Source organism: Bacillus cereus group sp. MYBK216-1, from assembly GCF_051916495.1.
Classification (GTDB): domain Bacteria; phylum Bacillota; class Bacilli; order Bacillales; family Bacillaceae_G; genus Bacillus_A; species Bacillus_A thuringiensis_K.
The window spans coordinates 112711-136816 of record NZ_JBQAGT010000002.1; the positions used below are offsets into that span (position 1 = coordinate 112711).

Below are 24106 nucleotides of genomic sequence, written 5' to 3' on the forward strand. Positions count from 1 at the left end.
GAAGTGTTTGAAAAAATACATGAATTAAATGATATTAGGGAAGTATTAAAGGTGTTAAAACTTTGTTACATATAAGCCGATTGTTCGAAAGGAAAGGGAATGTATGGTAAAATGTAATTAGGTTATTAAAAGATAAACATTACAAAATGATAAGAGGAGTGGATTGTATGAGTACGAAAACAAATGTTGTTGAAGTATTAAACAAGCAGGTAGCAAACTGGAATGTGTTATATGTTAAATTACATAATTATCACTGGTATGTGACAGGGCCACACTTCTTTACATTACATGAGAAATTTGAAGAGTTTTATAATGAGGCTGGAACGTATATTGATGAGTTAGCAGAACGTATTTTAGCTTTAGAAGGTAAACCATTAGCGACAATGAAAGAATATCTCGCAACATCTAGTGTCAGTGAAGGGACAAGCAAAGAATCTGCAGAAGAAATGGTGCAAACATTAGTGAATGATTATTCTGCACTTATTCAAGAATTAAAAGAAGGTATGGAAGTTGCGGGTGAAGCTGGCGATGAAACATCAGCTGACATGCTGTTAGCAATTCATACAACATTAGAACAACATGTATGGATGCTAAGTGCATTCTTAAAATAACGATAAAAAATATATAGAAACCCATTGAAAAATTATTTCAATGGGTTTTTTTATGATTTTTCAGTTTTCTTTTATGCTATAATATAGTAAAAAGGAGGCGATGCGATGTTTCGCTTTTTCAGAACTGGAAAAGAAGAGCGGGAAATTACGAAAGATGAGTTAGAACAAGCGATGGCTCAGTTTTTAGAAACGAATGCTAATATCGTTTATACAGTATTAGTAAATGATGATTATACAGTAAATTATGATCTGTTAAAACCGTATTTACCTGCATTTCCAACAAATGTTTTTCTTATAACGAAGGAAACGCTTGAGGTATTTGAACATACAGAAGAAAATTTAAACCTAGTGAAAGAAATTGATGTCGTACAAAAAGCAGTAGATCAATACGTAACAGAAAAAGAAATGTTCCCAATTGTTGAAGGTAGCGAAGATCGCCTCATATGCGGAATGAAACTAGGACCTTACTTAAATCGTAGCTTAAAAAGAGACTTATATATTTCAGAAAAACATTATTTAGTTTCAAGTAAACCAGATAGAAAAAAACAAAAGAGCGGGTAGACGTAATGAAAACAACAATACATATATTGTTGTCTTTTTTTGTCTGTTAAAATATTGATTTTTCAGTCTATTCTTATTTATACTAAATGCATTGGACAGGGAAGAGTAACTATTAAGCATCATTCTGAGAATAAGAAATTGTTAGAGTAGGTTATACAAAGTGGTATAAAGATTCGCAAAAAAATATTATAAAAGGTTTCGGGGGAATTGGTACATGAAAAATAGTATGACTTACATTCAATTATTAAATGAAACGTTACGTTGTTATGCAAATAAAGGAAGTTTTGAAGCGTACAATTATATAATGGAAAATGCTACAGGTGTAATAGGGAATGAGGCGCAAATATATAATTTTAAGTATGCGCTCGCAAGTGCATCGGGACTTGAAAAAGAAGCATTACATTTAATGAGAGAGGCCATTATAGAAAAGGGATTCTGGTATGGAAATGAGTATTTAATTTCGGACGATGATTTAAAATCACTACATAAATTTGAAGAATTTCATACAATGGTTCAATTATGTAAAGAAAGAGAAGCATTAGCACATAAAACGGAAAGACCAGACGTGAAATATATATACAGCAAGAAAGAGGGAAATCTACTACTTACATTACATGGTGACCAAGAAAATATTCAAATAGTAGAGTCATATTGGAAATCAGTTTTGACACAAGATTACACGTTAGCTTTACCACAGTCTTCACAAATTCAGTTTTCAGATGGATTTGTTTGGGGTGATCTAGAGAGAGGGAAAGGGGAATTAAAAGAGCATTACAATAAGTTTATAGAAAATCATACAGTAGAAAATGTAATAATTGGTGGTTTTTCTGCAGGGGCAAGAGTAGCTTTATATACGATTTTACAAAAAGATATAGATGTAGATGGTTTTGTTTTTATGGCACCCTGGCTTCCTGAGATTGAAGAATGGGATGAGTTGCTAAGAGTGCTGAAGGATAAACATATAAAAGGATATATAGTATGCGGGGATCAAGATGAAGACTGTTTCGAATCCACGCAGCAATTCGTACAACTATTAAGAGAGAAGAATATAGAACATAAGTATAAAGTTGTGCCTGACTTAGATCATAATTATCCTATTAACTTTGAAGAGCTATTAAAAGAAGCTATTGAATATATAGGAAATGAAAACAATAAGTAGTAAGAAAAAGAGATGCATCATATGTGATGCATCTCTTTTTAGAATTATAAATTAAAAGCATTTGCTAGTAAGCGATAAGACTTTAATTTATGTTCGAATTGATGAGTAATCGTGACAATCATAAATTCGTCAGTATTGTATGCTTTGCTTAAGTTTATTATTTTTTCTTTTACAGAAGACGGATCACCGACAATCATACGTTGACGATTTTCTTTTATACGGAATAAATCATAAGCGCTGTATGAATAATTTTGAGCAGTTTCAATAGAAGGTGTACCAGTAGTTCGTTTTCCTTGCTCTAATAATAAGATTGATAAATCTAAACTAGAAGCAATTTTTTCCGCTTCTTCATTTGTTTCTCCGCATATAACAAAGATGGCAACGATTGAATTAGGCTTATCTCCTAAAAATGAAGGCTGATATTGTTCTTGGTAAGCCCTCATAACTTCAGGGCCTCCGAAGCCGTTAATAAATTGTGCAAATGCGAAAGAAGCTCCGTTGTTTGCAGCAATTTTAGCGCTCTCTCCGCTAGAACCGAGCATCCACATTTCAGGAGATGTTGGGATAACTGGAGTGGCTCTTAAGTTTGCATAGTGATGGTTTTCTGGTACTTGATCATGTAAGTACATTGCAACGTCTGCAATTTGTTCTGGATATTGATCAAGTGAGACCATTTTCCCTTCTTGAAGTGCGCGAGTTGCTATTGGCATACCACCAGGGGCTCTACCAACACCGAGATCGATACGATTTGGATACAGTGCTTCTAGAACACGGAAATTCTCAGCAACTTTATATGGGCTATAATGCGGTAACATAACACCACCTGAACCGACTCTAATACGGTCCGTTTTTGCGGCAATATGAGAAATAAGTATTTCTGGACTTGAACCAGCTAAGCTTACGGAATTATGATGTTCGGATACCCAAAAACGTGTGAATCCGAGTTTTTCAACTTCTTGTGCAAGCGTAACTGTATGTGAAAAAGCTTGGGCTGCTGTGCTACCATCTGAAATAGGTGATTGGTCTAATACACTTAACTTGATCATAGAATATACCTCTCAATCTTAATGTACATCCTATTATATATTTACTTATGAAAAATGCGTAGTGAAATGCTCAAAATGAAAAGCGGATAATCTTATTTCCGCTTTTAACGAGAAAATCCGCGTTCATAATGATTCATTTCGACTAGATTTAAAATATATTCATAGTTGTCAATTTCACGTTTTAGTTGTTCACGTTCTTTTTCAGATAGTGTCATATTGCTAAGTTTTTTACATAAGTTTTGTTTCTTTAATTCTAAATGTTTTTTTGTAGCATCGTAGTCATAAGTATGTTTCATTTTTAACCACTCCTTCTTTGTAGTTGCTATATTATACGAAGTATAAAGAAAAGTGAGATCTGTCTCTTATGTACTTTTAGTGAATATTCAAATTGCAATGGTGTTATGTTTATGGGGATTTATGAATAAAATGCACTAAACCACTAACGTCCATTTGATGAAGTAAGGGGTGGAATTGTGCAGAAAGATATAATGTATAACACTGAAATGGATGAAGCGTTAAAAGTTATAGATAAAGGATTGAAGAAGACGATAAGCCCAAAACAGATTATTGTAGTGGGAGCTGGTATGGCTGGGTTAGTTTCAGCATCTTTATTAAAGGCTGCAGGACATGATGTGAAAATTTTTGAAGCAAATAACCGGGTAGGTGGCCGTATAGAAACGGTTAGAATGGAAGATACCGGATTATATTTAGATGTTGGAGCAATGAGAATTCCGTATACGCATACATTAACGATGGCATATATAAGAAAATTTGGGCTACAGGTGAGACCTTTTATTAATAGGAATGAGACGGATGTTATATACGTAAATGGACGGAAAACGACGTTAAAACAATATGAAAAAGATCCAAGTATTCTAAGATATCCTGTGGAAATGAATGAAGTTGGAAAAACGTCAGAGGAATTATTATTGTTAGCGGTACAGCCCATTATAAATTTTATAAAAAAGAACCCAGAAAAAAATTGGGACGTTGTAGTAAAGGATTTTGGAAGATACTCTACTGGACAATTTTTAAAGTATCATCCTTATCAGTATAATACTTACTTTTCGCCAGTAACAATTGAGATGATCGGTGTTCTATTAGATTTAGAAGGTTTTTTAGAGCGGTCGTTTGTAGAGACTTTACGATTTTTATACATTATGCAAGAGGAGAGCGGATTTTGTGAAATTATGGGCGGGAATGATAGATTACCAAAGTCGTTTTTACCGCAATTAGAAGAAAATATTATATATAATCAAAAATTAATGAAGTTACATCAACACGATAATGGTGTGACAGCTTTCTATCGGAACGAGGAAACTTTTGAATATAGTAGTATTACAGGAGATTTAGTTATTGTTACTATCCCGTTTTCGACAATGCGTTTTGTAGAAGTAGATCCGTTTGATTCTATATCTCATGAAAAATGGAAAGCAATTCGTGAATTACATTACATGCCTGCGACGAAAATAGGAATTCAATTTAAAAGCAGATTTTGGGAAGAACAAGGGCAATTAGGTGGCAGAATTATAACAGATTTGCCAATCCGTTATGCCTATTATCCAAGTCATGGGATTGGAGAAAAAGGACCTGCTATGATGTTAGGTAGCTATACATGGTCTTACGATGCATTGTTATGGGATGGTTTATCAAAAGGCGATCGTATTTATTACACCTTACACAATTTAGCAACGATATTAGGTGGTCAAGTCTATGATGAGTTCATATCTGGAATTTCAAAAAGCTGGACATTGGATCCGTATGCGCTTGGAGGATTTGCACTTTTTCAAGCAGGTCAAGAAACTGAGCTGCAACCAGCGATTGTCAAACCAGAGGGGAGAATATTCTTCGCTGGAGATCATACAACGCTATATCACGGATGGATTCAAGGTGCGATTGAATCTGGAATTCGTGTAGCGGTGGAAGTGAATGAGTAAAAGGTTTTCAATTCAGAAAATTCTTTACTATATAACTTGAGATGGATATTATTATATATAAAAGAAATATAGGGAGTGTTTACAGTGAATCCGTTATTATTCGATTTTCCTTCTGAATTTTATACTGACAGGCTTTTTATTCGAATGCCGAAACCAGGAGATGGTAAAGTTGTATATGATGCAATTCAGGCTTCAATACAAGAACTAAAACCTTGGATGGTGTTTGCACAAAAAGAGCAAACAGAGCAAGAAGTAGAAGAAAGTATTAGAAAATCACATATTCAATTTTTGCAACGTGAAGATTTAAGATTACTAGTATTTTCGAAAGAAACAGGTGAATTTATTGCTTCAGCCGGATTACATCGTATTAATTGGGATATACCTCAATTTGAAATCGGATATTGGATTGATACAAGGTTTAGTGGAAAAGGCTATATGGTAGAGGCTGCGAAAGGTATAACGGATTACGCTTTTTCTGAATTGAAAGCAAACCGTGTAGAAATTCGTTGTGATTCTTTCAATAAGAAGAGTAGAGCGATACCTGAGAAATTAGGCTTTAAGTTAGAAGGTACGTTAGAAAGTGCGAGCGTTGCGGTAGATGGAAACGGATTAAGGGATATGTGTGTATTTGCTATGACTAGAAATACATATGAAAAAGAAGAGCTGTAAGAAAACAGCTCTTCTTTTTATGCATTATGGTACAGGATGTCCATTAGAGCTTTCGAAAATTGTAAACCATTGTTGACGGTCTAAGTTAACTTTTGTAGCAAGAGCGGCAGTTTTTACGCGATCTAATTTACCAGAGCCAACGATAGGCATCATATTAGCTGGATGAGCAAGTAACCAAGCATACATAACTGTATCGATACTAGAAACACCTAACTCAGTAGCAACTTTTTGCACAGTTTCACGTACACGTACGGCGCGTTCTGATTGACCAGTAAAAATCTCCCCACCAGCAAGAGGTGACCAAATCATTGGATTGATTCGTTTTTCTTGGCATAAATCAATTGTCCCTTTTTCAAAATGCTCAAGCTGCAATGCAGAAACTTCAATCTGGTTCGTAATAAGCGGGAAATCTAAGTACGAACTTAACATATTAAATTGTGAAGGTAAGAAGTTAGATACACCGAAGTGACGAACTTTCCCTTCTTGTTTTAATTGTGAAAATGCTTTTGCCACTTCATTTGGATCCATAAAAGGATCGGGACGATGAATAAGTAATACGTCAATATAATCTGTATGTAAATTTTTAAGTGATGCTTCTACACTTTGCATAATATGCTCTGCACTAGTATTGTAGTGAGCAACATATCGCTCTGGAAATTTCGGTGATGGGGGAGCGATTCCACACTTTGTAATAATTTGCATGTTTTCTCGTAAGGAAGGCTTTAATTGTAAAGCTTCGCCAAATAACCCTTCACACGTATATGCGCCGTAAATATCAGCGTGATCAAAAGTAGTAATTCCCATATCCATACAATCTTCAATGAAAGAAAGTAATTCTTGTTTCGTCATATTCCATTCTGCTAAACGCCAAAATCCTTGAATAATACGAGAAAATTCTAGCGTTTCAGCCATTTGAACTCGATCCATTATAAGTACCCCCTTGATGAATAATAATGTTTTGAAAAGGCTTTCTTACTACATGTTATTATATAGTTAATTAGGTGTAGAGACAATAAATATGTTTTGCTACAAAAACGATTTTCTCTATATGCTATAATGTAGAAACATATAGCTATAAGGAGATGTACGAAATGATTCCAGTAACAATATTAACTGGTTTTCTTGGATCTGGGAAAACGACATTATTAAATCGTATTTTATCAGAAAATCACGGTAAGAAATTAGCGGTGATTGTAAATGAAATAGGGCAAATTGGCATTGATAATCAGTTGATTATGAATGTGGAAGAAGAAATTATGGAAATGACAAATGGCTGTTTATGCTGTACTGTACGTGAAGATTTACTCGTTGCTTTAAAACAGTTACTGGACGTAAAAGCAGAAGGGAAAATGGATTTTGATGGTTTAGTAATTGAAACGACTGGCCTTGCAAATCCAGGCCCAATTATTCAAACATTCTTTTTAGATCCAGTCATTCAATCTGCTTACCAAATTAACGGTGTTGTAACGGTAGTAGATAGTTATCATATACATAAACATTTTGAAAAAGGATTAGAAGCAAAAGAGCAAATTGCGTTTGCTGATGTCGTTTTAGTAAATAAATTAGATTTAATTGAAGAGAATGAGAAAGAAAATCTCTTGCATGAAATTCAAGGAATTAACCCGACTGCAAAGTTAATTGAGGCGACTAACTGTGAGGTAGATATACCATCTTTATTACAAATCCAAACGTTTAAAACGAAAGATACGTTGCAAATTTACCCTCATAAAGAACATAACCACTTAGAAGGTGTGAAATCATTTGTATTACGTGAAGAACGTCCGCTGGATTTACAAAAGCTTAATGAGTGGATGTCAGCTGTCGTTCAAGAGCTAGGGGAATATTTATATCGTTACAAAGGAATTTTATCGATAGATGGAGTAGATAAACGTATCGTTTTCCAAGGTGTACATACGTTATTTGCTGCTTCGTACGATAGAGAGTGGCAAGAGGGCGAAGAGCGAGTAAGTGAAGTAGTTTTTATCGGAAGAGATATTAATAAAGAGTGGTTCCAAGAACATTTCGAGGAGTGTGTGAAATAAGTCTGCGTAAATTGCAGGCTTATTTTTTATGAGCATTCTATTAGATTGCAAAACAGAATTCAATAAGGGTAAGAAACTAAAAATTGATAAATGTATAATAAAAAGCCTGTTTTCACAGGCTTGTATTTTCGTCTATTAGTAACTCCATTACAACACCTACAACTGGACCTTCATCATCAATATCCCCATTTAAGCGGAAACCAAATGATTCATACAGTCCCATTGCAAGTTTGTTGTCTGGATGTAAACTTAAGTAAATTATTTTGCATTCAAATTTTTCTTGTAAGAATTGAATGAGTAAGCGAAGGAAACGTTTTGCGTATCCTTTTCCTTGATATTGTTGGTCAATCATAAAGCGATCGAGCCATACACTTTTATGTTTTACTGAATACCATCCATACATTGCGTATCCTACAAGTGTTTCTCCATCATATAAACCTACTGACGTTCCGTTTCCTTCATATAATGATTCTGCTAAAGAAAACGCGTTACTTTCAATAAATTGTTGCTGATCTTTTGCGACGTCTAAAGCAACTACTGAACGCCAATTTTTTGCTGTTACTTCACAAATGTGAAGATTCATAATTCCAACTCACCTTCTAAATTAATATAGCTTTAAAGCTAATATGGATAATTTTACTTGTTATTTTGGTCAAGTCAAGGATAAATACATAAAAAGGCAGCTGAATAACAAATTCAGCTGCCTAGAAAATATAATGGATTAGTTTGTTGCTTCTTTCAATGTATTTACGTTTTCTTCCATTAAAGTAAAGTAATCTTTATTATTTTTTGCATCATCTTCAGAAATAGTAGCTAAGTGATTTAAGCGTAAAACTTTTGTACCAGTTTCTTTTTGAATTACGGATGCTACTTTTGGAGTAGAGAATGTTTCGAATAAAATATATTTTAGATTATGTTCTTTTACTGTTTTTGTAATGTCAGCAAGCTGCTTTTGAGATGGTTCATCAGAAGCTGAAATTCCAGCGATAGGAATTTGTTTTAGGCCGTATCGTTGTTCCCAGTAACCATAGGCAGCATGAGAAACTAAAATTTCTTTCGTTTTTGCGTTCGCTACAGCTGCCTTAAATCCATCGTCTAAATCAGTAAATTTAGTTTGAAGTGCTGCAAAGTTTTTTTCGAATTCTTGTTTATGTTCAGGTTGTAATTCTACAAGTGCATTTTTAATTTTTTCTGCCTGTTTCATTGCTAGAGTAGGATCTAACCAAACATGCGGGTCTTTATCGTGATGATGTTCATCTTCTTTATGGCCATCTCCATGATCATGATGCTCTTCTTCAGTAGAAGCACGAAGCTCAATACCTTTAGATGCATTTACAATTTTAACATTTTCTTTTTGTAATGTTTTTTCCATTTTTTCAGCAAATGGTTCTAATTCAGCGCCGTTATAAACAAATAAATCGGCTTTTGCAACTTGTACTGTTTGTTTTTGACTTGGTTCAAATGTATGTGAATCTGCACCAGGTGGGTAAATCGCTTCAACATTTACATAGTCGCCACCGATTTTCTTTGCGAAATCAGCAAGTGGGAAAATCGTTGTATAAACTGTTAGCTTTCCATCTTTCTTGGCATTACTTTCTTTTTTATTTGAGCAGCCAGCGAAAATTAAGGTAAAAATAAGTAAGAATGAAAATATAGTCAATCTTTTAGGCATGAAGTTCTCCTCTTTTCTTTTTTACGGATATATTTTCCCCAATTATAGAAGAAAAATATCATTTTAATACAAAACGGAATAATTACGTTTTAGTTTGCGAACTTAGTATAATACATCTTTAATAAAGTTGCAATAAATAATAATCATTCCGATTTGTTTTTGTTATAAAGTTGTCAAATATAGGTGTATTATTTTTGCAAATGCATGCATATGTGACAACGCTGTTTTCATATATTGAAAAGGAGGTAAAGAGGGGGATGAGCGCTTGGGTTACTTAATGGAAGCTATTTTATTAATATTAGCGGTAGTATTGCCATTATTTTTCGTATTAATTTTTTTAAGAAAATTAATAAGTAATTTAGGGGACGCTACAACAATAACGAAATTACAAGAGAGAGATGAGAAAAAAGAGTGAGTAAAGCACTATGCGTACGCATAGTGTTTTACTTGTGGTAAAATAAGAGCAGGAAACTCCTAAAGGTTGTATTTTACTAAAGGAGAGAAAAGTAAAATAAGAGGTATATGCATATATGAATAAGCGAACAGCGTTAATACTTGGTGCAAGTGGTTTAGTTGGACAAGAGATAACGCGTCTATTACTTGGATCAGATTACTACGATTCGGTTACTATTTTTGTAAGAGAGCCAATGCAATTGCAACATGAGAAGTTACAGCAGAAACAAGTTGATTTTTCGGTATTAGAGGAATATAAAGAGTTCTTTGCTGTGGATGATGTTTTTAGTTGCTTAGGAACAACAATAAAAAAAGCAAAAACAAAAGCAAATTTTAAAAAAGTAGATTATGAATATACGTTACGAGCTGCGTGTTTAGCTGAAAAACAAGGGGTACAAAATTTCCTTGTCGTGTCTTCTATGGGAGCGAATCCTAAATCATTCTTCTTTTATTCACAAGTGAAAGGAAAAATGGAAGAAGAATTGCAAAAGTTAGTGATTGGTGGTATTCACATTTTTAGACCATCATTATTAGTAGGAAATCGACAAGAATTTCGTTTCGGCGAACGAATGGCTGAAAAGTTATCTCGTATTATTCCGTTTATCTTTAAAGGAGCTTTCAAAAAATATAAACCAATTTCAGCTAAAGATGTGGCGAAAGGGATGTATATAACCGCGCTACGAGAAGAATCGGGTATCCATACTTATAATTCAAATGAAATTACAACGATAGAATAAATAAAACCGAGAAGAATGACTTCTCGGTTTTATTTATTCGTATGAATTTTTCCTGGTGCTCGCTTATATTGGTGAGGTTCTTGCAATTCAAAGCCAAGTTCATTGGCCGCTATTCTCGGAAAATACGGATTGCGAAGTAATTCACGTCCGATGAAAATTAAATCTGCTTCGTTATTATTTAAAATTTGCTCTGCTTGTACTCCGGTCGTAATCAATCCAACTGCACCAGTTGCAATGTTAGCATGCTCTTTAATATGTTTGGCATATTGTACTTGATAACCGGGATACACATCAATATGTGCTGGTACAACTGCGCCAGAACTACAATCGATTAAATCTATTCCCTGTTCTTTCATCCACTTTGTATACTGAACGTAATCTTGAACCGTTAGCCCGTCAGGATGATAATCATTTGCTGAAATACGAACGAATATTGGTCCGTCCCAAACTTCATTTATCGAGTCAATGATTTCGCGTAAGAAACGATAGCGGTTTTCAGGTGAACCACCATATTCATCAGTCCGCTTATTGGAAAGCGGAGAAAGAAATTCATTAATAAGATAACCATGAGCCCCGTGTATTTCAATAACATCAAATCCAGCTTGTTTTGATCGTACTGCAGCTTGCTGAAAAGCTAATACGGTATCTTTAATTTGGTGTTTGCTCATTTCTATTGGCATTTTCATTGTTTCATTAAATGGAATGGCTGAAGGAGCTAACGCATCTGTTTCTAGTTCTGCTTTTCTTCCGGCGTGAGCGAGTTGAATGGCAGCTTTTGCACCATTATCATGTATAAAAGTAGTCGTTTTATGTAAGCCTTCAATTAAACTGTTATCCCAAATGCCTAAGTCTTTATTTGAAATTCGACCTTCAGGTAACACGGCTGTTGCTTCAATCATAACTAAACCAACTTGACCGGCAGCTCTTGTTCCATAATGAATGAGATGGAAATTCGTTACTTGGCCATCCCCGTTTTCCGATGAATACATGCACATAGGTGACATAACAATCCGGTTTTTTAATGTAACGTCCTTAATTGTATAAGGTGAAAAAAGTTCGGAATTCATCCAATAGCCTCCTAGATTGAATTTTCTTACATTGTATCATTCTCTTTTTTGTTTCTCTAATAAAACGCTTATACGAAAAATTTTGTATATTCGTGTTACAATGACTAATATGAACTGAATTGGAGGATGGCATATGTACCAGGCTTATTATGAAAGCGAAGTAGGTTTGCTTGAAATTACAGCGAATCAAGAAGGAATTACGTCTGTTATATTTGTTGATGAACGACAAGAAGAAAATAAAAATGAAATGATAGAACAATGTATAAATGAGTTAGATGAATATTTTAAAGGGAAAAGAAAAGAGTTTACGGTCCCGCTGTCTGCGGAGGGAACAGCATTTCAAAAAAATGTATGGGATGCACTTTATACTATTCCGTACGGCGTAAGTGCTTCATATTTAGATATTGCAGAGAAAGTTGGAAATACAAAAGCTGTACGGGCAATAGGAGGGGCAAATAGTCGGAATCCAATTTCAATAATTGTTCCATGTCACCGTGTAATAGGGAAGAGTGGAAAGCTTGTTGGATATGCTGGTGGTTTATGGAGGAAAGAGTGGTTATTAAAACACGAAGGTATTTTGAAATGACGTATGGATGGGAAGAGGGATTGTTTTGAAATGTATAAATTGTGGGCAACCTTGCGAGGAGGAACAGTTAAATTGTGCAAGTTGTCAGCGAAACTTGGATAATGAACAAGAGGAAGGTAGCTCGTTAATAGATAAAGAACTAGAAGTATATGTAGGGAGACAATATCCGTATTACAAAAGGAAATGGGAGCTTGAGAATAAGCGGATTGCTAGGTGGAGCTGGAATGGTTGGGCTGCTATTTTCAATATAGGCTGGCTAGGATATCGTAAGTATTATGTACCAGCTGCTTTATTTATGTTGTTATTAGTAGCGTGTGATGCATTTTCGTATTATATGGGGTTTAATGTAGCGTTGCCAATCATTAATATGGTGCCTCTTACGTTTTTATTACTCATTTTTATTCTGTTTGGAATGGGGATTTTTGCAAATGGATTATACTATCAATTTGCGGAAAGACGTATATACCGAATAAAAGCAAGAGAAATAAAAGATAAATCAGTTGAAAACTATCTAATCAATGATAGCGGCGGAACGAGCAAAATGGGAGCGACAATTGTTACTATTTTAGCAGTTGCTAGCATATTTTTTAGTCATTTCTTTTTTCCGACTGATCGAGACGTTATTCAAAAGGTTCGTACAAGCTCGCTTTATGAATATCCTTTCTTTTCAATAGGTGAATCTTTCGAAAATTATTTTCAAAATTCAGGTTGGATATATTATCGTGGAACGGAAGGGTTAGAATTAGTAGAATTCCAAGGATATAACACCGGAACGCCAAGACAAAAGGTGAAGATTCAATTTGTTGTCGATTATAAATTAGGTGAAGTGGAACCATACTCACTTATGGTTAATGGTGAATCTAAAACTGAAGAAGAGTTTTTGAAGCTGATGGAAGAAATATTTAAAGTTCAAAATCCATTTGATATAGAGGATGGATTACAAGTAAATGCTATTCAAGAAAGCGGCTGGAAAGAAATTTCTGATCGCTTTTTTCTATGTTTGTTAAAATAAATATTTAAAATAATCAGAATCTTTTGTATAATGAAATATATTATATAGGATTTAACTTATACATATAGATTGGGGGAAGGAAGAATGAAGAGAAAGACAACAACAATTGCTGCACTTGCGTTAACGACGAGTGTATTGGTTGCAGGATGTGGGAATGGTGAGAAGGCTTCGACAACGAAGAAAGAATCGAATAAGGGAATGGCCGATAAACAAGTTTTAAATTTGCTAGAAACAGCTGAAATTCCTTCAATGGATACATCTAAATCAACGGATTCTGTATCTTTCCGTGTATTTGTAAATGCAATGGAAGGTTTATATCGTCTAGATAAAGATAATAAACCAACACCAGGTATGGCAAAAGATGTGAAGATTAGTGAAGATAAAAAGACATATACATTTGAATTACGTGATGCGAAATGGTCAAATGGTGATCCAGTTCGAGCACAAGATTTTGTATATGCATGGCAACGTACATTAGATAAAGCAATAGCGGCAGAATATGCATTCATTTTATTTGATGTGAAAAATGCACAGAAAGTAAATAAAGGTGAATTACCAGCAGATCAATTGGGTGTTAAAGCGAAGGATGATAAAACGTTGGTAGTAGAATTAGAGCAACCAGCACCTTATTTTCTTGAGCTTACGTCGTTCCCTACATTTTTCCCATTAAATGAAAAATATGTGAAAGAGCAAGGAGATAAATACGGATTAGAAGCAGATAAATTAGTATATAATGGACCATTTACAATGAGTCAATGGAAACATGAACAAAATTATCAGTTGAAGAAAAATCCTAATTATTGGGATAAAGATACTGTAAAGTTAGACGAAATTAATGTAAGTATTGTGAAGGAAACAAGCACGGGAGTAAATTTATATGATAGTGATCAAGCAGATCGAGTTATTTTAACTTCTGAATTTGTTGATAAATATAAAAAGAATAAGCCAGATGAATTTAAAACGAAGTTAGATCCACGCATATATTTCTTACGTTTTAACCAAAAAAATGCAACATTTAAAAACCAAAAGGTACGTGAAGCGATTGATTTAGCATACGATAAAAAAGGAATTGCTGATGTCATTTTAAATGACGGTTCATTGCCAGCATATTTCTTAGTACCTGAAAAATTCACGACAGGTCCGGATGGAAAAGATTTCCGCTCTGTAAATAAAAACTTCCGTGATAGTAAAGATAATGCAGAGAAAGCAAAAAAATTATGGGAAGAAGCGAAGAAAGAGCTTGGTCAAGATACAATTACGGTTGAATTACTAAACGATGATAACGGTAGCCGTAAAAAAGTGGGCGACTTTATTAAGGAAGAACTAGAGAAAAACTTGCCTGGTATTAAAGTGAATTTGAAACAGCAACCATACAAGCAGAAGCTAGATTTAGAAAAGAAATTCCAATATGAATTCTCATTATCTGCATGGAGCCCTGATTATCCGGATCCAATGACTTATATTGATATGTTTGTTACTGGAAGCTCATTTAATGAAATGGATTATTCTAATCCGAAGTATGATGATTTAGTAGCGAAATCAAAAGGAGAGCTATTAAAAGATGATAAAGCACGCTGGAATGCACTTGCGGAAGCTGAAAAAATCTTAATTGGTCAAGACGCAGCAATTTCTCCTACGTACCAACAAAGTACAGCTTATTTAGAGAAGCCGTTTGTAAAAGACATTGCTAACCATACGTTTGGTGGGGACTTCAGTTATAAATGGGCATATATTACAAAAAAATAGTATAATAAAAGATGAGTGAATTTTCGCTCATCTTTTATTTGTATAAGGAGGAATTATAGTTGTTAAGGGGAATCAATCATATTTGTTTTTCGGTATCTAATTTAGAAAACTCTATTATGTTTTATGAAAAAGTATTAGAAGGAGAATTATTAGTTAAAGGAAGGAAATTGGCTTATTTTAACATATGTGGAGTGTGGATAGCGCTTAATGAAGAGACGCATATTCCGAGAAATGAGATTCATCAATCTTATACGCACATTGCATTTTCTGTTGAACAAGAAGACTTTAAATGTCTAATAAAGCGATTAGAAGAAAATGATGTTCATATTTTACAAGGAAGAGAACGTGATGTAAGAGATTGCGAATCTATATACTTTGTTGATCCTGACGGTCATAAATTTGAATTTCACTCAGGGACACTGCAAGACCGTTTAAATTATTATAGAGATGAGAAACCTCATATGACATTTTATTAGGGAGGGATAGTATTTGCATGCACTTGTAATTGGTGGAACAGGAATGCTAAAGAAAGTTTCTATGTGGCTTTGTGAGAAAGGATTTTATGTTTCTATTATCGGGCGAGACGAAGTGAAATTAGAAAATGTTAAGCAAATGAGTTCTGCACCAGAAAATATTACATGCCTTTCGTTAGATTATCATAATGATGAAGATGTAAAGCTAGCTATTAAAAGTACAATTAAGAAAAATGGCCCGATCACATTAGTTGTTGCATGGGTACACACAAGTGCAAAACATGCACTATCAAATATTTGTAAAGAACTAGATTTGTCGTCTAAAACATATAGTTTATTTCATATTTTAGGTAGTAAAGCATCACGTATGCCTGCACAAAAAATGGGGAGTACGCGATGTATTTATCATAGAATTATTTTAGGTTTTATTTTAGAAGATACATATGGAAAATGGCTTACTCATGAAGAGATAGCTGATGGAGTTATAAAAGGGATTGAAAGTAAACGAGCGGAGTGGATTGTAGGGAGAGTTGAACCGTGGGAATTACGACCAACATGGTGAGGGGGAGTAAGAAATGAAAACAACTATATATGTAACAAGGCATGGTGAAACAGAGTGGAATGTAGCGAAGCGAATGCAGGGACGAAAAAATTCTGCTTTAACTGAAAATGGTATAGTTCAGGCGAAACAATTAGGAAATCGAATGAAAGATTTACCAATCCATGCGATCTATAGTAGTCCGAGCGAAAGAACACTTCATACGGCAGAGTTAATAAAGGGGGAACGTGATATACCCATTATAGCGGATGAGCATTTCTATGAAATCAACATGGGTATATGGGAAGGAGAAACAATCGCGGATATAGAAAAGCAATTTCCAGAAGAAGTACATCTATTTTGGAATGAGCCACATCTTTTTCAGTCAACATCAGGCGAAAATTTTGAGGCCGTTTATGAAAGAGTAATTGAAGGGGTGCATCTTCTTTTAGAGAAGCATAAAGGACAAAACATATTGATTGTTTCTCATGCGGCAGCAGCAAAATTACTTGTAGGGCATTTCGCGCGAATTGAAATAGAAAATGTGTGGGATGATCCATTTATGCATAGTGCCAGTTTGAGCATAATAGAATTTGAAGAGGGTATTGGTAAAGTGAAACAATTTGCAGATATAAGTCACTTTCAATAAATATAAAAAAGGCCGCAAAACGGCCTTTTTTTGGTGGTATAAAAACTAGCAGTTACGTTTTTTATACCAGAAGTGATCGAATTTCTTATTTTTGCAAGATGGGAATTTATGTCCGCCTTTGCAATCATTCCATTTGTGTCCGCTATCGTGACAGTCTTTACCATGATCACATGAATCATCGCAAGAGCCACCGTGTCCGTTAGGGAAGAACTCGCATTTTTTACAGTAACATCGTTTAGTCCAGTAAAATTTCTTTTCAAAGCGTACACATTTTGTAACGAAAGTACAATGTTTTCTACGCGTACGTTTTGTAACTAAAACGCATTCTTTTCTACGTGTTACTTTCGTAACGAACGTCCATTTTTGAACGCGTACGCGAGTACATTTCGTAACAAATGTCCATTTTTTTACATGAGTACATTTTGTAACGAAAGTACAATGTTTCACACGAGTACATCTTGTTCTTGGGCAATTACAATCATCGCTACATTCAACTTTTGAAGAGCAATCATCATCGCATTCAAAAGTACTTGGATCTTGGTGTAAGAAATCCTCCATCCCAGCACTTTTGATTTCTTCAACAGCTTTTCTAATATCACGTTTCATAGAAATCCTCCTTATCATGTATTAAGTTGAAAAGGTATTCTTTTTCCTTAACATGATATGTATATAGGCATCTTTCTGAACAGGACAAGAGTGTAATTTTCTATAAATAGATGATAGCGGATGTATGGACAAGACAAGGCGCATACATTGAATGAAGAGAACTGAGAAGGGATGAGAAAACATGCTGCCTTCATATGATTTTTTTGTTCATCCAATGTACTTAGTGGAATTGAAAAAGGACATTTGGTCAGATAGTCCAGTGCCAGCAAAATTAACTTATGGAAAAAAGAAGTATGATATTGATATCGTATACCGAGGAGCTCATATTCGCGAATTTGAGAAAAAGTCTTATCATGTTATGTTTTATAAGCCTAAAAAATTTCAAGGTGCGAAAGAGTTTCATTTGAATTCGGAGTTTATGGATCCGTCTCTCATACGAAATAAATTATCTTTAGATTTTTTTCATGATATTGGTGTACTTTCGCCAAAATCACAACATGTATTTATAAAAATTAATGGTCAAATTCAAGGTGTGTATTTACAGTTAGAATCCGTTGATGAAAATTTTTTGAAAAATAGAGGATTACCGAGTGGTTCTATTTATTATGCGATAGATGATGATGCGAATTTTTCATTAATGAGTGAACGAGATAAAGATGTTAAGACGGAGCTTTTTGCGGGTTATGAATTTAAATATTCGAATAAAAATAGTGAAGAACAATTGAGTGAATTTGTATTTCAAGCGAATACTTTGACGAGGGAAGCCTATGAAAAAGAAATTGGGAAGTTTCTACATGTAGATAAATATTTACGATGGTTAGCAGGAGTTATTTTTACGCAAAACTTTGATGGTTTTGTTCATAACTATGCACTATATCATAACGATGAAACAAACTTATTTGAAGTTATACCGTGGGATTATGATGCAACTTGGGGGCGAGATGTACAAGGGAGACCACTTAATCATGAATATATTCGCATTCAAGGGTATAATACGTTAAGTGCAAGATTGCTAGACATACCTGTATTTAGAAAGCAGTATCGAAGTATTTTAGAAGAAATATTAGAAAATCAATTTACAGTTTCGGTTATGAGGCCGAAAGTAGAAGGGTTGTGTGAATTGATTCGTCCATATTTACTACAAGATCCATACATGAAAGAAAAATTAGAAACATTTGATCAAGAGGCTGATATGATTTATGAATATATAAATAAAAGAAGAAAATATATACAAGACCACTTACATGAATTGGATTAATTTTGAAAGAGATTGAAACGTTATCAATCTCTTTTTTTTGTATAATAAAGATGTATCAATAAAAATGAAGTAATATATTTCATAGAGAATGGGGATGCGGATATATGAAAATTAAATGGATTGATTGGGTAAAACAAATACAATCTATAGCTCAAGCGGGTTTAACGTATTCTAAGGATGTGTATGATATTGAGCGTTTCCAGCAATTACGAGATATTTCTATTTCAATGATGTCACATTACACGAAAACAGATTGGGAAGTCGTAGAGAAATTATTTGCAAGTGAGACAGGCTATCAAACACCTAAAGTTGATATAAGAGCAGTTATTTTTCAAAATGAAAAGTTATTATTTGTGAAAGAAAAAAGCGATGGGAAATGGGCATTGCCAGGTGGATGGGCTGATGTCGGTTATACGCCAACCGAAGTTGCAGCAAAAGAGGTTTTTGAAGAGACTGGTTATGAGGTAGATCATTTTAAGTTACTAGCTATATTTGATAAAGAAAAACATCAACCATCTCCATCGGCAACGCATGTATATAAAATTTTCATTGGATGCGAGATTATTGGTGGAGAAAAGAAAACTAGCATTGAAACAGAAGAGGTGGAGTTTTTTGGTGAAAATGAATTGCCTAATTTATCATTTGCTAGAAATACAGAAGACCAAATTAAAGAGATGTTTGCCTACATGAAAGACCCCCAGAAAGAGAAATTAATAGATTAATCCTGCTTGAATTGTACATATTGTTAAAATGAAGATATTGGCAGATTGCAGCCTTTATGTAATAATGGGATGGTATGTGAAGAAAAAAGGAGATAAAAAAGAACATGTTAGCAAACATAATAGATCAGTTATTGCAATTTTTCGCAAGCTTAGGTTACTTTGGGGTAGCTCTTGCTTTAATGATTGAAGTAATCCCAAGTGAAATTGTACTTTCGTATGCTGGCTTTTTAGTAGCGAATGGTAAAATTAGTTTTGTTGGTGCAGTTATCGCCGGAACGATTGGTGGTACTTTAGCACAAATCTTTTTATACTGGCTTGGATACTACGGAGGGCGTCCGGTTGTAGAGAAATATGGGAAGTATCTACTTATTAATAAACATCATTTAGACATAGCGGAAGGTTGGTTTAAGCGTTATGGAGCAGGCGTAATATTTTCTGCGCGCTTTATCCCAGTAGTACGTCATGCGATCTCTATTCCAGCAGGACTAGCTAAGATGCCATTAAAACTATTTACACTTTATACGGTTGTAGCGATCATTCCGTGGTCAATTCTATTTATATACTTAGGTGAAAAACTTGGTGGGAATTGGCGACAAATTAAAGAGTATGCATCTGATTACACACATTACATAATTATAGGAGCTGTTCTTTTTATTGCTCTATACTTTGGTTTAAAGTATTTCAAAAAGAAAAAAGCAGCGCGTTAAAGTCAATGATTTTTCATTGGCTTTTTTTATTTGTTTCGGTTCGGTTCTAAAAAAAAAGAGTTGTCCATAATGTATAATAATAAAGCGTAGCGGAGGAATGTGATGAAAGGGTCACCGTTTATACGTGGAACGATATTTTTAACGATGGCAACGATGATATCAAAAATGTTAGGATTTATATATGTTATACCATTTACAGCAATGGTCGGTACGAGTGGATACGTTTTATATACGTATGCATATCGCCCTTATACAATTATGCTCAGCATTGCGACAATGGGATTACCACTTGCAGTTTCAAAAATGGTATCAAAATATGATCAACTGAATGATTATCATACGGTTAAGAGAGTGTTGAAAAGTGGAATCGTGTTTATGTTTATAATGGGAGTCATTTCGTGTTTTACGTTATATATGCTAGCTCCGCATTTAGCTAAGCTTGTCATCGATGGGAATGATCAAACGGGGAATAGTGTAGGAGCGGTTACTACTAATATTCGAATTGTAAGTTTTGCGTTAATACTTGTGCCAGTAATGAGTTTATTAAGGGGCTTCTTTCAAGGATTCCAATCGATGGGGCCTTCTGCATTAAGTGTAGTTGTAGAGCAATTTTTTCGGGTTTTAACCATTTTAATAGGAAGCTTTGTCGTTTTATATATTTTAAAAGCATCTGTCTCGCTAGCAGTTGGTATTTCAACATTTGGTGCCTTTATGGGAGCGGTAGGTGGATTAACTGTTTTAAGTGCGTATTATATGAGAAGGAGAAGGCACTTAAAGAAAAAAGAAATGGCAAGTATATCACAAACAACGAAATCTTTTTTCTCGCTTTATAAGGAGCTCTTTACATATTCTATTCCTTTTGTTGTGGTGGGCTTAGCAATTCCGTTGTATCAGACGATTGATACATTTACAATTAATAAACTACTTATACAAATAGGGTATATGCAAGGAGAAGCGGAAAAAATTAATGCGATAATTGGTCTTGTTCAAATGGTTGTGCTCATCCCGGTATCCGTTGCCACAGCTTTTAGTATGTCTCTCGTACCAGAGATGACGAAAGCTTACACAGCAGGAAATACGAAGCTATTGTACAAACATTTTACGAGAACAAATGTATTAGTAGTAGCGATTACGGTACCGGCGGCAATTGGAATGATGGTGTTAGCCAAACCTGTATATACTCTTTTATTCGGTGCTGGAAATGATCCAGAGGTGGGGAGAATCATTTTACAGTATTATGCTCCTGCTTGCATACTATTTTCTCTTTTTACAGTAACGGCTGCTATGCTACAAGGAATCAATCAACAGCAGAAGACGGTGCTAGGACTAGTGATTGGAATTATTATGAAGATAGTTCTAAATATTGTATTGCTTCCGTATTTCGATTATGTAAGTTTTATCATTTCAACATACGCGGGCTATACGATTTCAGTCGGGTTTAACTTGTGGATGCTTTCTAAATATGTTATAAAGGCAACATAAGCTTTTAAGGCAGAGAGCACTCTGTCTTTTTCTATGTTTATCCCGCTTTAACGGGCAGTGAGACCCTCACCTCAAAATGCAGCGAAAGAAAAGAAGTTTGGTTGGGGGCGGGCTGCCCGTAAAATCCCGATTTGTGAGGGCTAATAATCAGCGGGGGATAAAGCTACCTACTGATTAAAGTTTCACTTTATAATATTTTTCCTATAAAAACGTTTTCAAAATAATTTTTCTATTGAAATTTAAACGTATGTTTCATATGCTGAGAATGTCGGTTTAAAAACTGTGATTTAAGAGAGGTAGATTCCTACATGTAAAAAGAATCGGGGTGATAGTATGTTAAATATATATTTAACAGACCGAAACGGAAAACTACAAGAGATTGAGGAAATGCAAAAGGGATGCTGGATTAATGTACTTCATCCAACAGAAGAAGAAATTCAATATCTAGTACAAACTTTAAATGTAGACTTAGATTTCATTAAAGATCCTTTGGATGATGAAGAACGCTCTCGTATTGAAAAGGAAGACAATAATACTTTAATTATCGTGGATATTCCGACAGTTAGACATGACGAAGAAGGAAATTCGATTTATGACACGATTCCAATAGGTATGATTGTGATGCCGGATTGTTTTGTTACAATTTGCTTAGAAGAGAATCCAATTTTTGAACGTTTTATTAATCAACGTATTAAAGAATTTTATACGTTTAAGAAGACGCGCTTTGCACTTCAGCTCTTATATACGATTTCTACTTATTATTTAAGATACTTAAAGCAAATAAATCGAAAAACAATTGATTTAGAGCATCAATTAAATAAGTCGATGAAAAATAAAGAGATTTTCACATTGCTAGGCCTTGAGAAAAGTTTAGTATACTTTACGACGTCATTAAAGGCTAATAAAATTGTAATTCAAAAGTTAATGCGTAACAGTACATTTTTAAAAATGTATGAAGACGATCAAGATTTATTAGAAGATGTATTAATTGAAAATAAACAGGCTATTGAAATGGCGGAAATATATAGTCACATTTTAAGTGGAATGATGAATACTTTTAGCTCCGTTATATCAAATAATTTAAATAGTGTTATGAAACTGTTAACGTCAATTACAATCATTTTATCTTTACCGACGATGGTTTCTAGTTTCTTTGGAATGAACGTAAAGGTTCCATTTGAAGGTGAGGCTCAAGGTTTTGTAATTGTACTCATAATATGTGCAACATTATCTTGCGCTTTAGCATTTGTATTTTGGAAGAAACGTTACTTTTAACGATAGGAAAGCTGCTCTAGCATAGTTATACAACTGCGCTAGAGCAGCTTTTTTGCTATGAAATCTCAAATTTTGAATAGAATATAACTTGTACAATGTAATGTATATAAAGGGTATGTATTCCATATAAACCTTGTCCAATTAATGAAATGGGGTTAAAATTACATATTGTTAATGAAAAGTTGGAGGAAATACATCATGGAATTGTTTCAATTACCGAAAGCATTCCTGCAAATGAATACAATTTTTATCTCCATATTAATCGAGGCACTTCCTTTCGTGCTCATTGGTGTATTTATTTCAGGATTCATTCAAATGTTTGTTACAGAAGATATGGTAGCAAAATGGATGCCGAAAAACCGATTTCTGTCTGTTTTAATGGCTACTTTTTTAGGGATGATGTTTCCGGGCTGTGAATGTGGAATCGTTCCGATTGTAAGGCGATTAATCGGAAAAGGGGTTCCGCCATATGCTGGAATTGCATTTATGTTAACTGGGCCAATTATTAATCCAGTTGTTTTATTTGCAACATACGTTGCCTTTGGAAGTAGTATGCACATGGTATGGTATCGTTCTATTGTAGCGATTATTGTAGCCATTATCGTTGGAATTATATTATCATTTATGTTTAAAGAACATCAATTAAGAGATGATCACTTCCCAGAAGTGAATCATAAGCGTCCATTACGTAAAAAAATGTGGGATGTGTGTACGCATGCTGTTGAGGAATTTTTCTCGATGGGAAAATATTTAGTATTAGGTGCGTTAATTGCGGCTGCAGTTCAAACGTTTGTACAAACTTCAACACTTCTTGCTATAGGACAAGGGCCGTTCTCTTCACCAGCTGTTATGATGGGACTTGCTTACATTTTATCACTTTGTTCAGAAGCAGATGCATTTATTGCTTCGTCATTCCAAAGTACATTTTCAACAGCATCACTTGTCGCGTTCCTTGTTTACGGACCAATGGTGGATATTAAAAATATGTTTATGATGCTTGCGACATTTAAAACAAAATTTGTAATTGTCGTTACAGTTACAGTTACACTTGTTGTTTATGCAAGCTCACTACTCATTTATGCGATAGGGTGGTAGGTT

General features: G+C 34.4%; 27 protein-coding genes. 20 read left to right on the forward strand and 7 right to left on the reverse strand.

Features of this window, described 5'->3' with window-relative positions; all coding sequences use genetic code 11:
• Window positions 1-167 precede the first annotated feature (167 nt).
• From ACTFRH_RS06120 to ACTFRH_RS06130, 3 genes are all read left to right on the forward strand, one after another.
• Window positions 168-611 (forward strand): Dps family protein, encoded by a 444-nt coding sequence (locus ACTFRH_RS06120; protein ID WP_000105199.1) that lies wholly within the window; start codon window positions 168-170, stop codon window positions 609-611.
• 105 nt (window positions 612-716) lie between these two features.
• The gene (locus ACTFRH_RS06125) at window positions 717-1172 is read left to right on the forward strand and encodes a DUF3939 domain-containing protein (protein WP_000488208.1); all 456 of its coding nucleotides are present in this window, start codon (window positions 717-719) and stop codon (window positions 1170-1172) included.
• A gap of 214 nt (window positions 1173-1386) precedes the next feature.
• Window positions 1387-2331, forward strand: a complete 945-nt coding sequence (locus ACTFRH_RS06130) for an alpha/beta hydrolase (protein WP_000798310.1) — start codon at window positions 1387-1389, stop codon at window positions 2329-2331.
• Between the two features lie 44 nt (window positions 2332-2375).
• On the opposite strand, the gene ACTFRH_RS06135 is transcribed toward ACTFRH_RS06130, so the two are convergent.
• Together ACTFRH_RS06135 and ACTFRH_RS06140 are read right to left on the reverse strand one after the other, a co-directional pair.
• A complete protein-coding gene (locus ACTFRH_RS06135; RefSeq protein ID WP_000594046.1) occupies window positions 2376-3377 on the reverse strand; it encodes an LLM class flavin-dependent oxidoreductase in 1002 nt (333 codons plus the stop codon).
• 104 nt (window positions 3378-3481) lie between these two features.
• Window positions 3482-3673, reverse strand: coding sequence for a DUF3896 family protein (locus ACTFRH_RS06140; RefSeq protein ID WP_000683359.1), 192 nt, complete (start codon window positions 3671-3673; stop codon window positions 3482-3484).
• A gap of 177 nt (window positions 3674-3850) precedes the next feature.
• On the opposite strand from ACTFRH_RS06140, the gene ACTFRH_RS06145 reads away from it, so the two are divergent.
• Complete coding sequence (locus ACTFRH_RS06145) at window positions 3851-5314, forward strand: flavin monoamine oxidase family protein (RefSeq protein WP_001168124.1); 1464 nt, start codon at window positions 3851-3853, stop codon at window positions 5312-5314.
• 84 nt (window positions 5315-5398) lie between these two features.
• Window positions 5399-5983, forward strand: coding sequence for a GNAT family N-acetyltransferase (locus tag ACTFRH_RS06150; RefSeq protein WP_001068749.1), 585 nt, complete (start codon window positions 5399-5401; stop codon window positions 5981-5983).
• A gap of 24 nt (window positions 5984-6007) precedes the next feature.
• Here the strand turns inward: ACTFRH_RS06150 and ACTFRH_RS06155 are convergent, their stop codons facing one another.
• Window positions 6008-6910, reverse strand: coding sequence for an aldo/keto reductase (locus ACTFRH_RS06155; RefSeq protein ID WP_000376358.1), 903 nt, complete (start codon window positions 6908-6910; stop codon window positions 6008-6010).
• A 164-nt stretch (window positions 6911-7074) separates the two neighbouring features.
• On the opposite strand from ACTFRH_RS06155, the gene ACTFRH_RS06160 reads away from it, so the two are divergent.
• On the forward strand, window positions 7075-8025 hold the full coding sequence (locus ACTFRH_RS06160) for a CobW family GTP-binding protein (RefSeq protein ID WP_000613422.1): 951 nt from the start codon (window positions 7075-7077) through the stop codon (window positions 8023-8025).
• A gap of 112 nt (window positions 8026-8137) precedes the next feature.
• Here ACTFRH_RS06160 and ACTFRH_RS06165 read toward each other — a convergent pair whose 3' ends face one another.
• Both ACTFRH_RS06165 and ACTFRH_RS06170 read right to left on the reverse strand, forming a co-directional pair.
• A complete protein-coding gene (locus ACTFRH_RS06165) occupies window positions 8138-8608 on the reverse strand; it encodes a GNAT family N-acetyltransferase (protein ID WP_001048677.1) in 471 nt (156 codons plus the stop codon).
• A gap of 138 nt (window positions 8609-8746) precedes the next feature.
• Entirely contained in the window at window positions 8747-9697 is a 951-nt protein-coding gene (locus ACTFRH_RS06170) for a metal ABC transporter substrate-binding protein (RefSeq protein WP_001126151.1), read from the reverse strand.
• A gap of 265 nt (window positions 9698-9962) precedes the next feature.
• Between ACTFRH_RS06170 and ACTFRH_RS06175 the strand changes: the two genes are divergently transcribed.
• Entirely contained in the window at window positions 9963-10112 is a 150-nt protein-coding gene (locus tag ACTFRH_RS06175; protein ID WP_000540930.1) for a hypothetical protein, read from the forward strand.
• A 115-nt stretch (window positions 10113-10227) separates the two neighbouring features.
• Window positions 10228-10887 (forward strand): oxidoreductase, encoded by a 660-nt coding sequence (locus tag ACTFRH_RS06180; protein WP_001042740.1) that lies wholly within the window; start codon window positions 10228-10230, stop codon window positions 10885-10887.
• Between the two features lie 29 nt (window positions 10888-10916).
• Here the strand turns inward: ACTFRH_RS06180 and namA are convergent, their stop codons facing one another.
• Window positions 10917-11954 (reverse strand): NADPH dehydrogenase NamA, encoded by a 1038-nt coding sequence (namA, locus tag ACTFRH_RS06185; RefSeq protein WP_001083646.1) that lies wholly within the window; start codon window positions 11952-11954, stop codon window positions 10917-10919.
• 133 nt (window positions 11955-12087) lie between these two features.
• Here namA and ACTFRH_RS06190 point away from each other — a divergent pair, with 133 nt between their 5' ends.
• From ACTFRH_RS06190 to ACTFRH_RS06215, 6 genes are all read left to right on the forward strand, one after another.
• Window positions 12088-12540 carry a methylated-DNA--[protein]-cysteine S-methyltransferase gene (locus ACTFRH_RS06190; protein WP_000283913.1) on the forward strand — a complete coding sequence of 151 codons (453 nt, stop codon included), beginning with the start codon at window positions 12088-12090 and terminating at the stop codon, window positions 12538-12540.
• A gap of 7 nt (window positions 12541-12547) precedes the next feature.
• Entirely contained in the window at window positions 12548-13552 is a 1005-nt protein-coding gene (locus ACTFRH_RS06195) for a DUF2628 domain-containing protein (protein WP_003300930.1), read from the forward strand.
• 84 nt (window positions 13553-13636) lie between these two features.
• On the forward strand, window positions 13637-15298 hold the full coding sequence (locus ACTFRH_RS06200; protein ID WP_000824272.1) for a peptide ABC transporter substrate-binding protein: 1662 nt from the start codon (window positions 13637-13639) through the stop codon (window positions 15296-15298).
• A gap of 59 nt (window positions 15299-15357) precedes the next feature.
• Window positions 15358-15774 carry a FosBx1 family fosfomycin resistance bacillithiol transferase gene (gene fosB / locus ACTFRH_RS06205; protein WP_000943766.1) on the forward strand — a complete coding sequence of 139 codons (417 nt, stop codon included), beginning with the start codon at window positions 15358-15360 and terminating at the stop codon, window positions 15772-15774.
• A gap of 13 nt (window positions 15775-15787) precedes the next feature.
• Window positions 15788-16333: a short-chain dehydrogenase gene (locus ACTFRH_RS06210; protein WP_000543109.1), complete on the forward strand. Its 546-nt coding sequence runs from the start codon at window positions 15788-15790 to the stop codon at window positions 16331-16333.
• A 13-nt stretch (window positions 16334-16346) separates the two neighbouring features.
• Complete coding sequence (locus tag ACTFRH_RS06215) at window positions 16347-16958, forward strand: phosphoserine phosphatase 1 (protein ID WP_000858824.1); 612 nt, start codon at window positions 16347-16349, stop codon at window positions 16956-16958.
• Between the two features lie 45 nt (window positions 16959-17003).
• Here the strand turns inward: ACTFRH_RS06215 and exsB are convergent, their stop codons facing one another.
• Window positions 17004-17564, reverse strand: coding sequence for an exosporium protein ExsB (exsB, locus tag ACTFRH_RS06220; RefSeq protein ID WP_000817483.1), 561 nt, complete (start codon window positions 17562-17564; stop codon window positions 17004-17006).
• Window positions 17565-17745: 181 nt separating this feature from the next.
• Here exsB and cotH point away from each other — a divergent pair, with 181 nt between their 5' ends.
• The 6 genes from cotH to ACTFRH_RS06250 all read left to right on the forward strand — a co-directional run bounded on the left by cotH (window position 17746) and on the right by ACTFRH_RS06250 (window position 24103).
• Window positions 17746-18822 carry a spore coat protein CotH gene (gene cotH / locus ACTFRH_RS06225; RefSeq protein ID WP_000938002.1) on the forward strand — a complete coding sequence of 359 codons (1077 nt, stop codon included), beginning with the start codon at window positions 17746-17748 and terminating at the stop codon, window positions 18820-18822.
• 104 nt (window positions 18823-18926) lie between these two features.
• Window positions 18927-19544, forward strand: coding sequence for an NUDIX hydrolase N-terminal domain-containing protein (locus ACTFRH_RS06230; RefSeq protein WP_000695954.1), 618 nt, complete (start codon window positions 18927-18929; stop codon window positions 19542-19544).
• A gap of 104 nt (window positions 19545-19648) precedes the next feature.
• Window positions 19649-20251 (forward strand): DedA family protein, encoded by a 603-nt coding sequence (locus ACTFRH_RS06235; RefSeq protein ID WP_000880691.1) that lies wholly within the window; start codon window positions 19649-19651, stop codon window positions 20249-20251.
• 102 nt (window positions 20252-20353) lie between these two features.
• Window positions 20354-21733, forward strand: coding sequence for a putative polysaccharide biosynthesis protein (locus ACTFRH_RS06240; protein WP_000678843.1), 1380 nt, complete (start codon window positions 20354-20356; stop codon window positions 21731-21733).
• A 333-nt stretch (window positions 21734-22066) separates the two neighbouring features.
• Entirely contained in the window at window positions 22067-23008 is a 942-nt protein-coding gene (locus tag ACTFRH_RS06245) for a magnesium transporter CorA family protein (protein WP_000932387.1), read from the forward strand.
• A gap of 198 nt (window positions 23009-23206) precedes the next feature.
• Window positions 23207-24103 carry a permease gene (locus ACTFRH_RS06250; protein WP_000418723.1) on the forward strand — a complete coding sequence of 299 codons (897 nt, stop codon included), beginning with the start codon at window positions 23207-23209 and terminating at the stop codon, window positions 24101-24103.
• Window positions 24104-24106 lie beyond the last annotated feature (3 nt).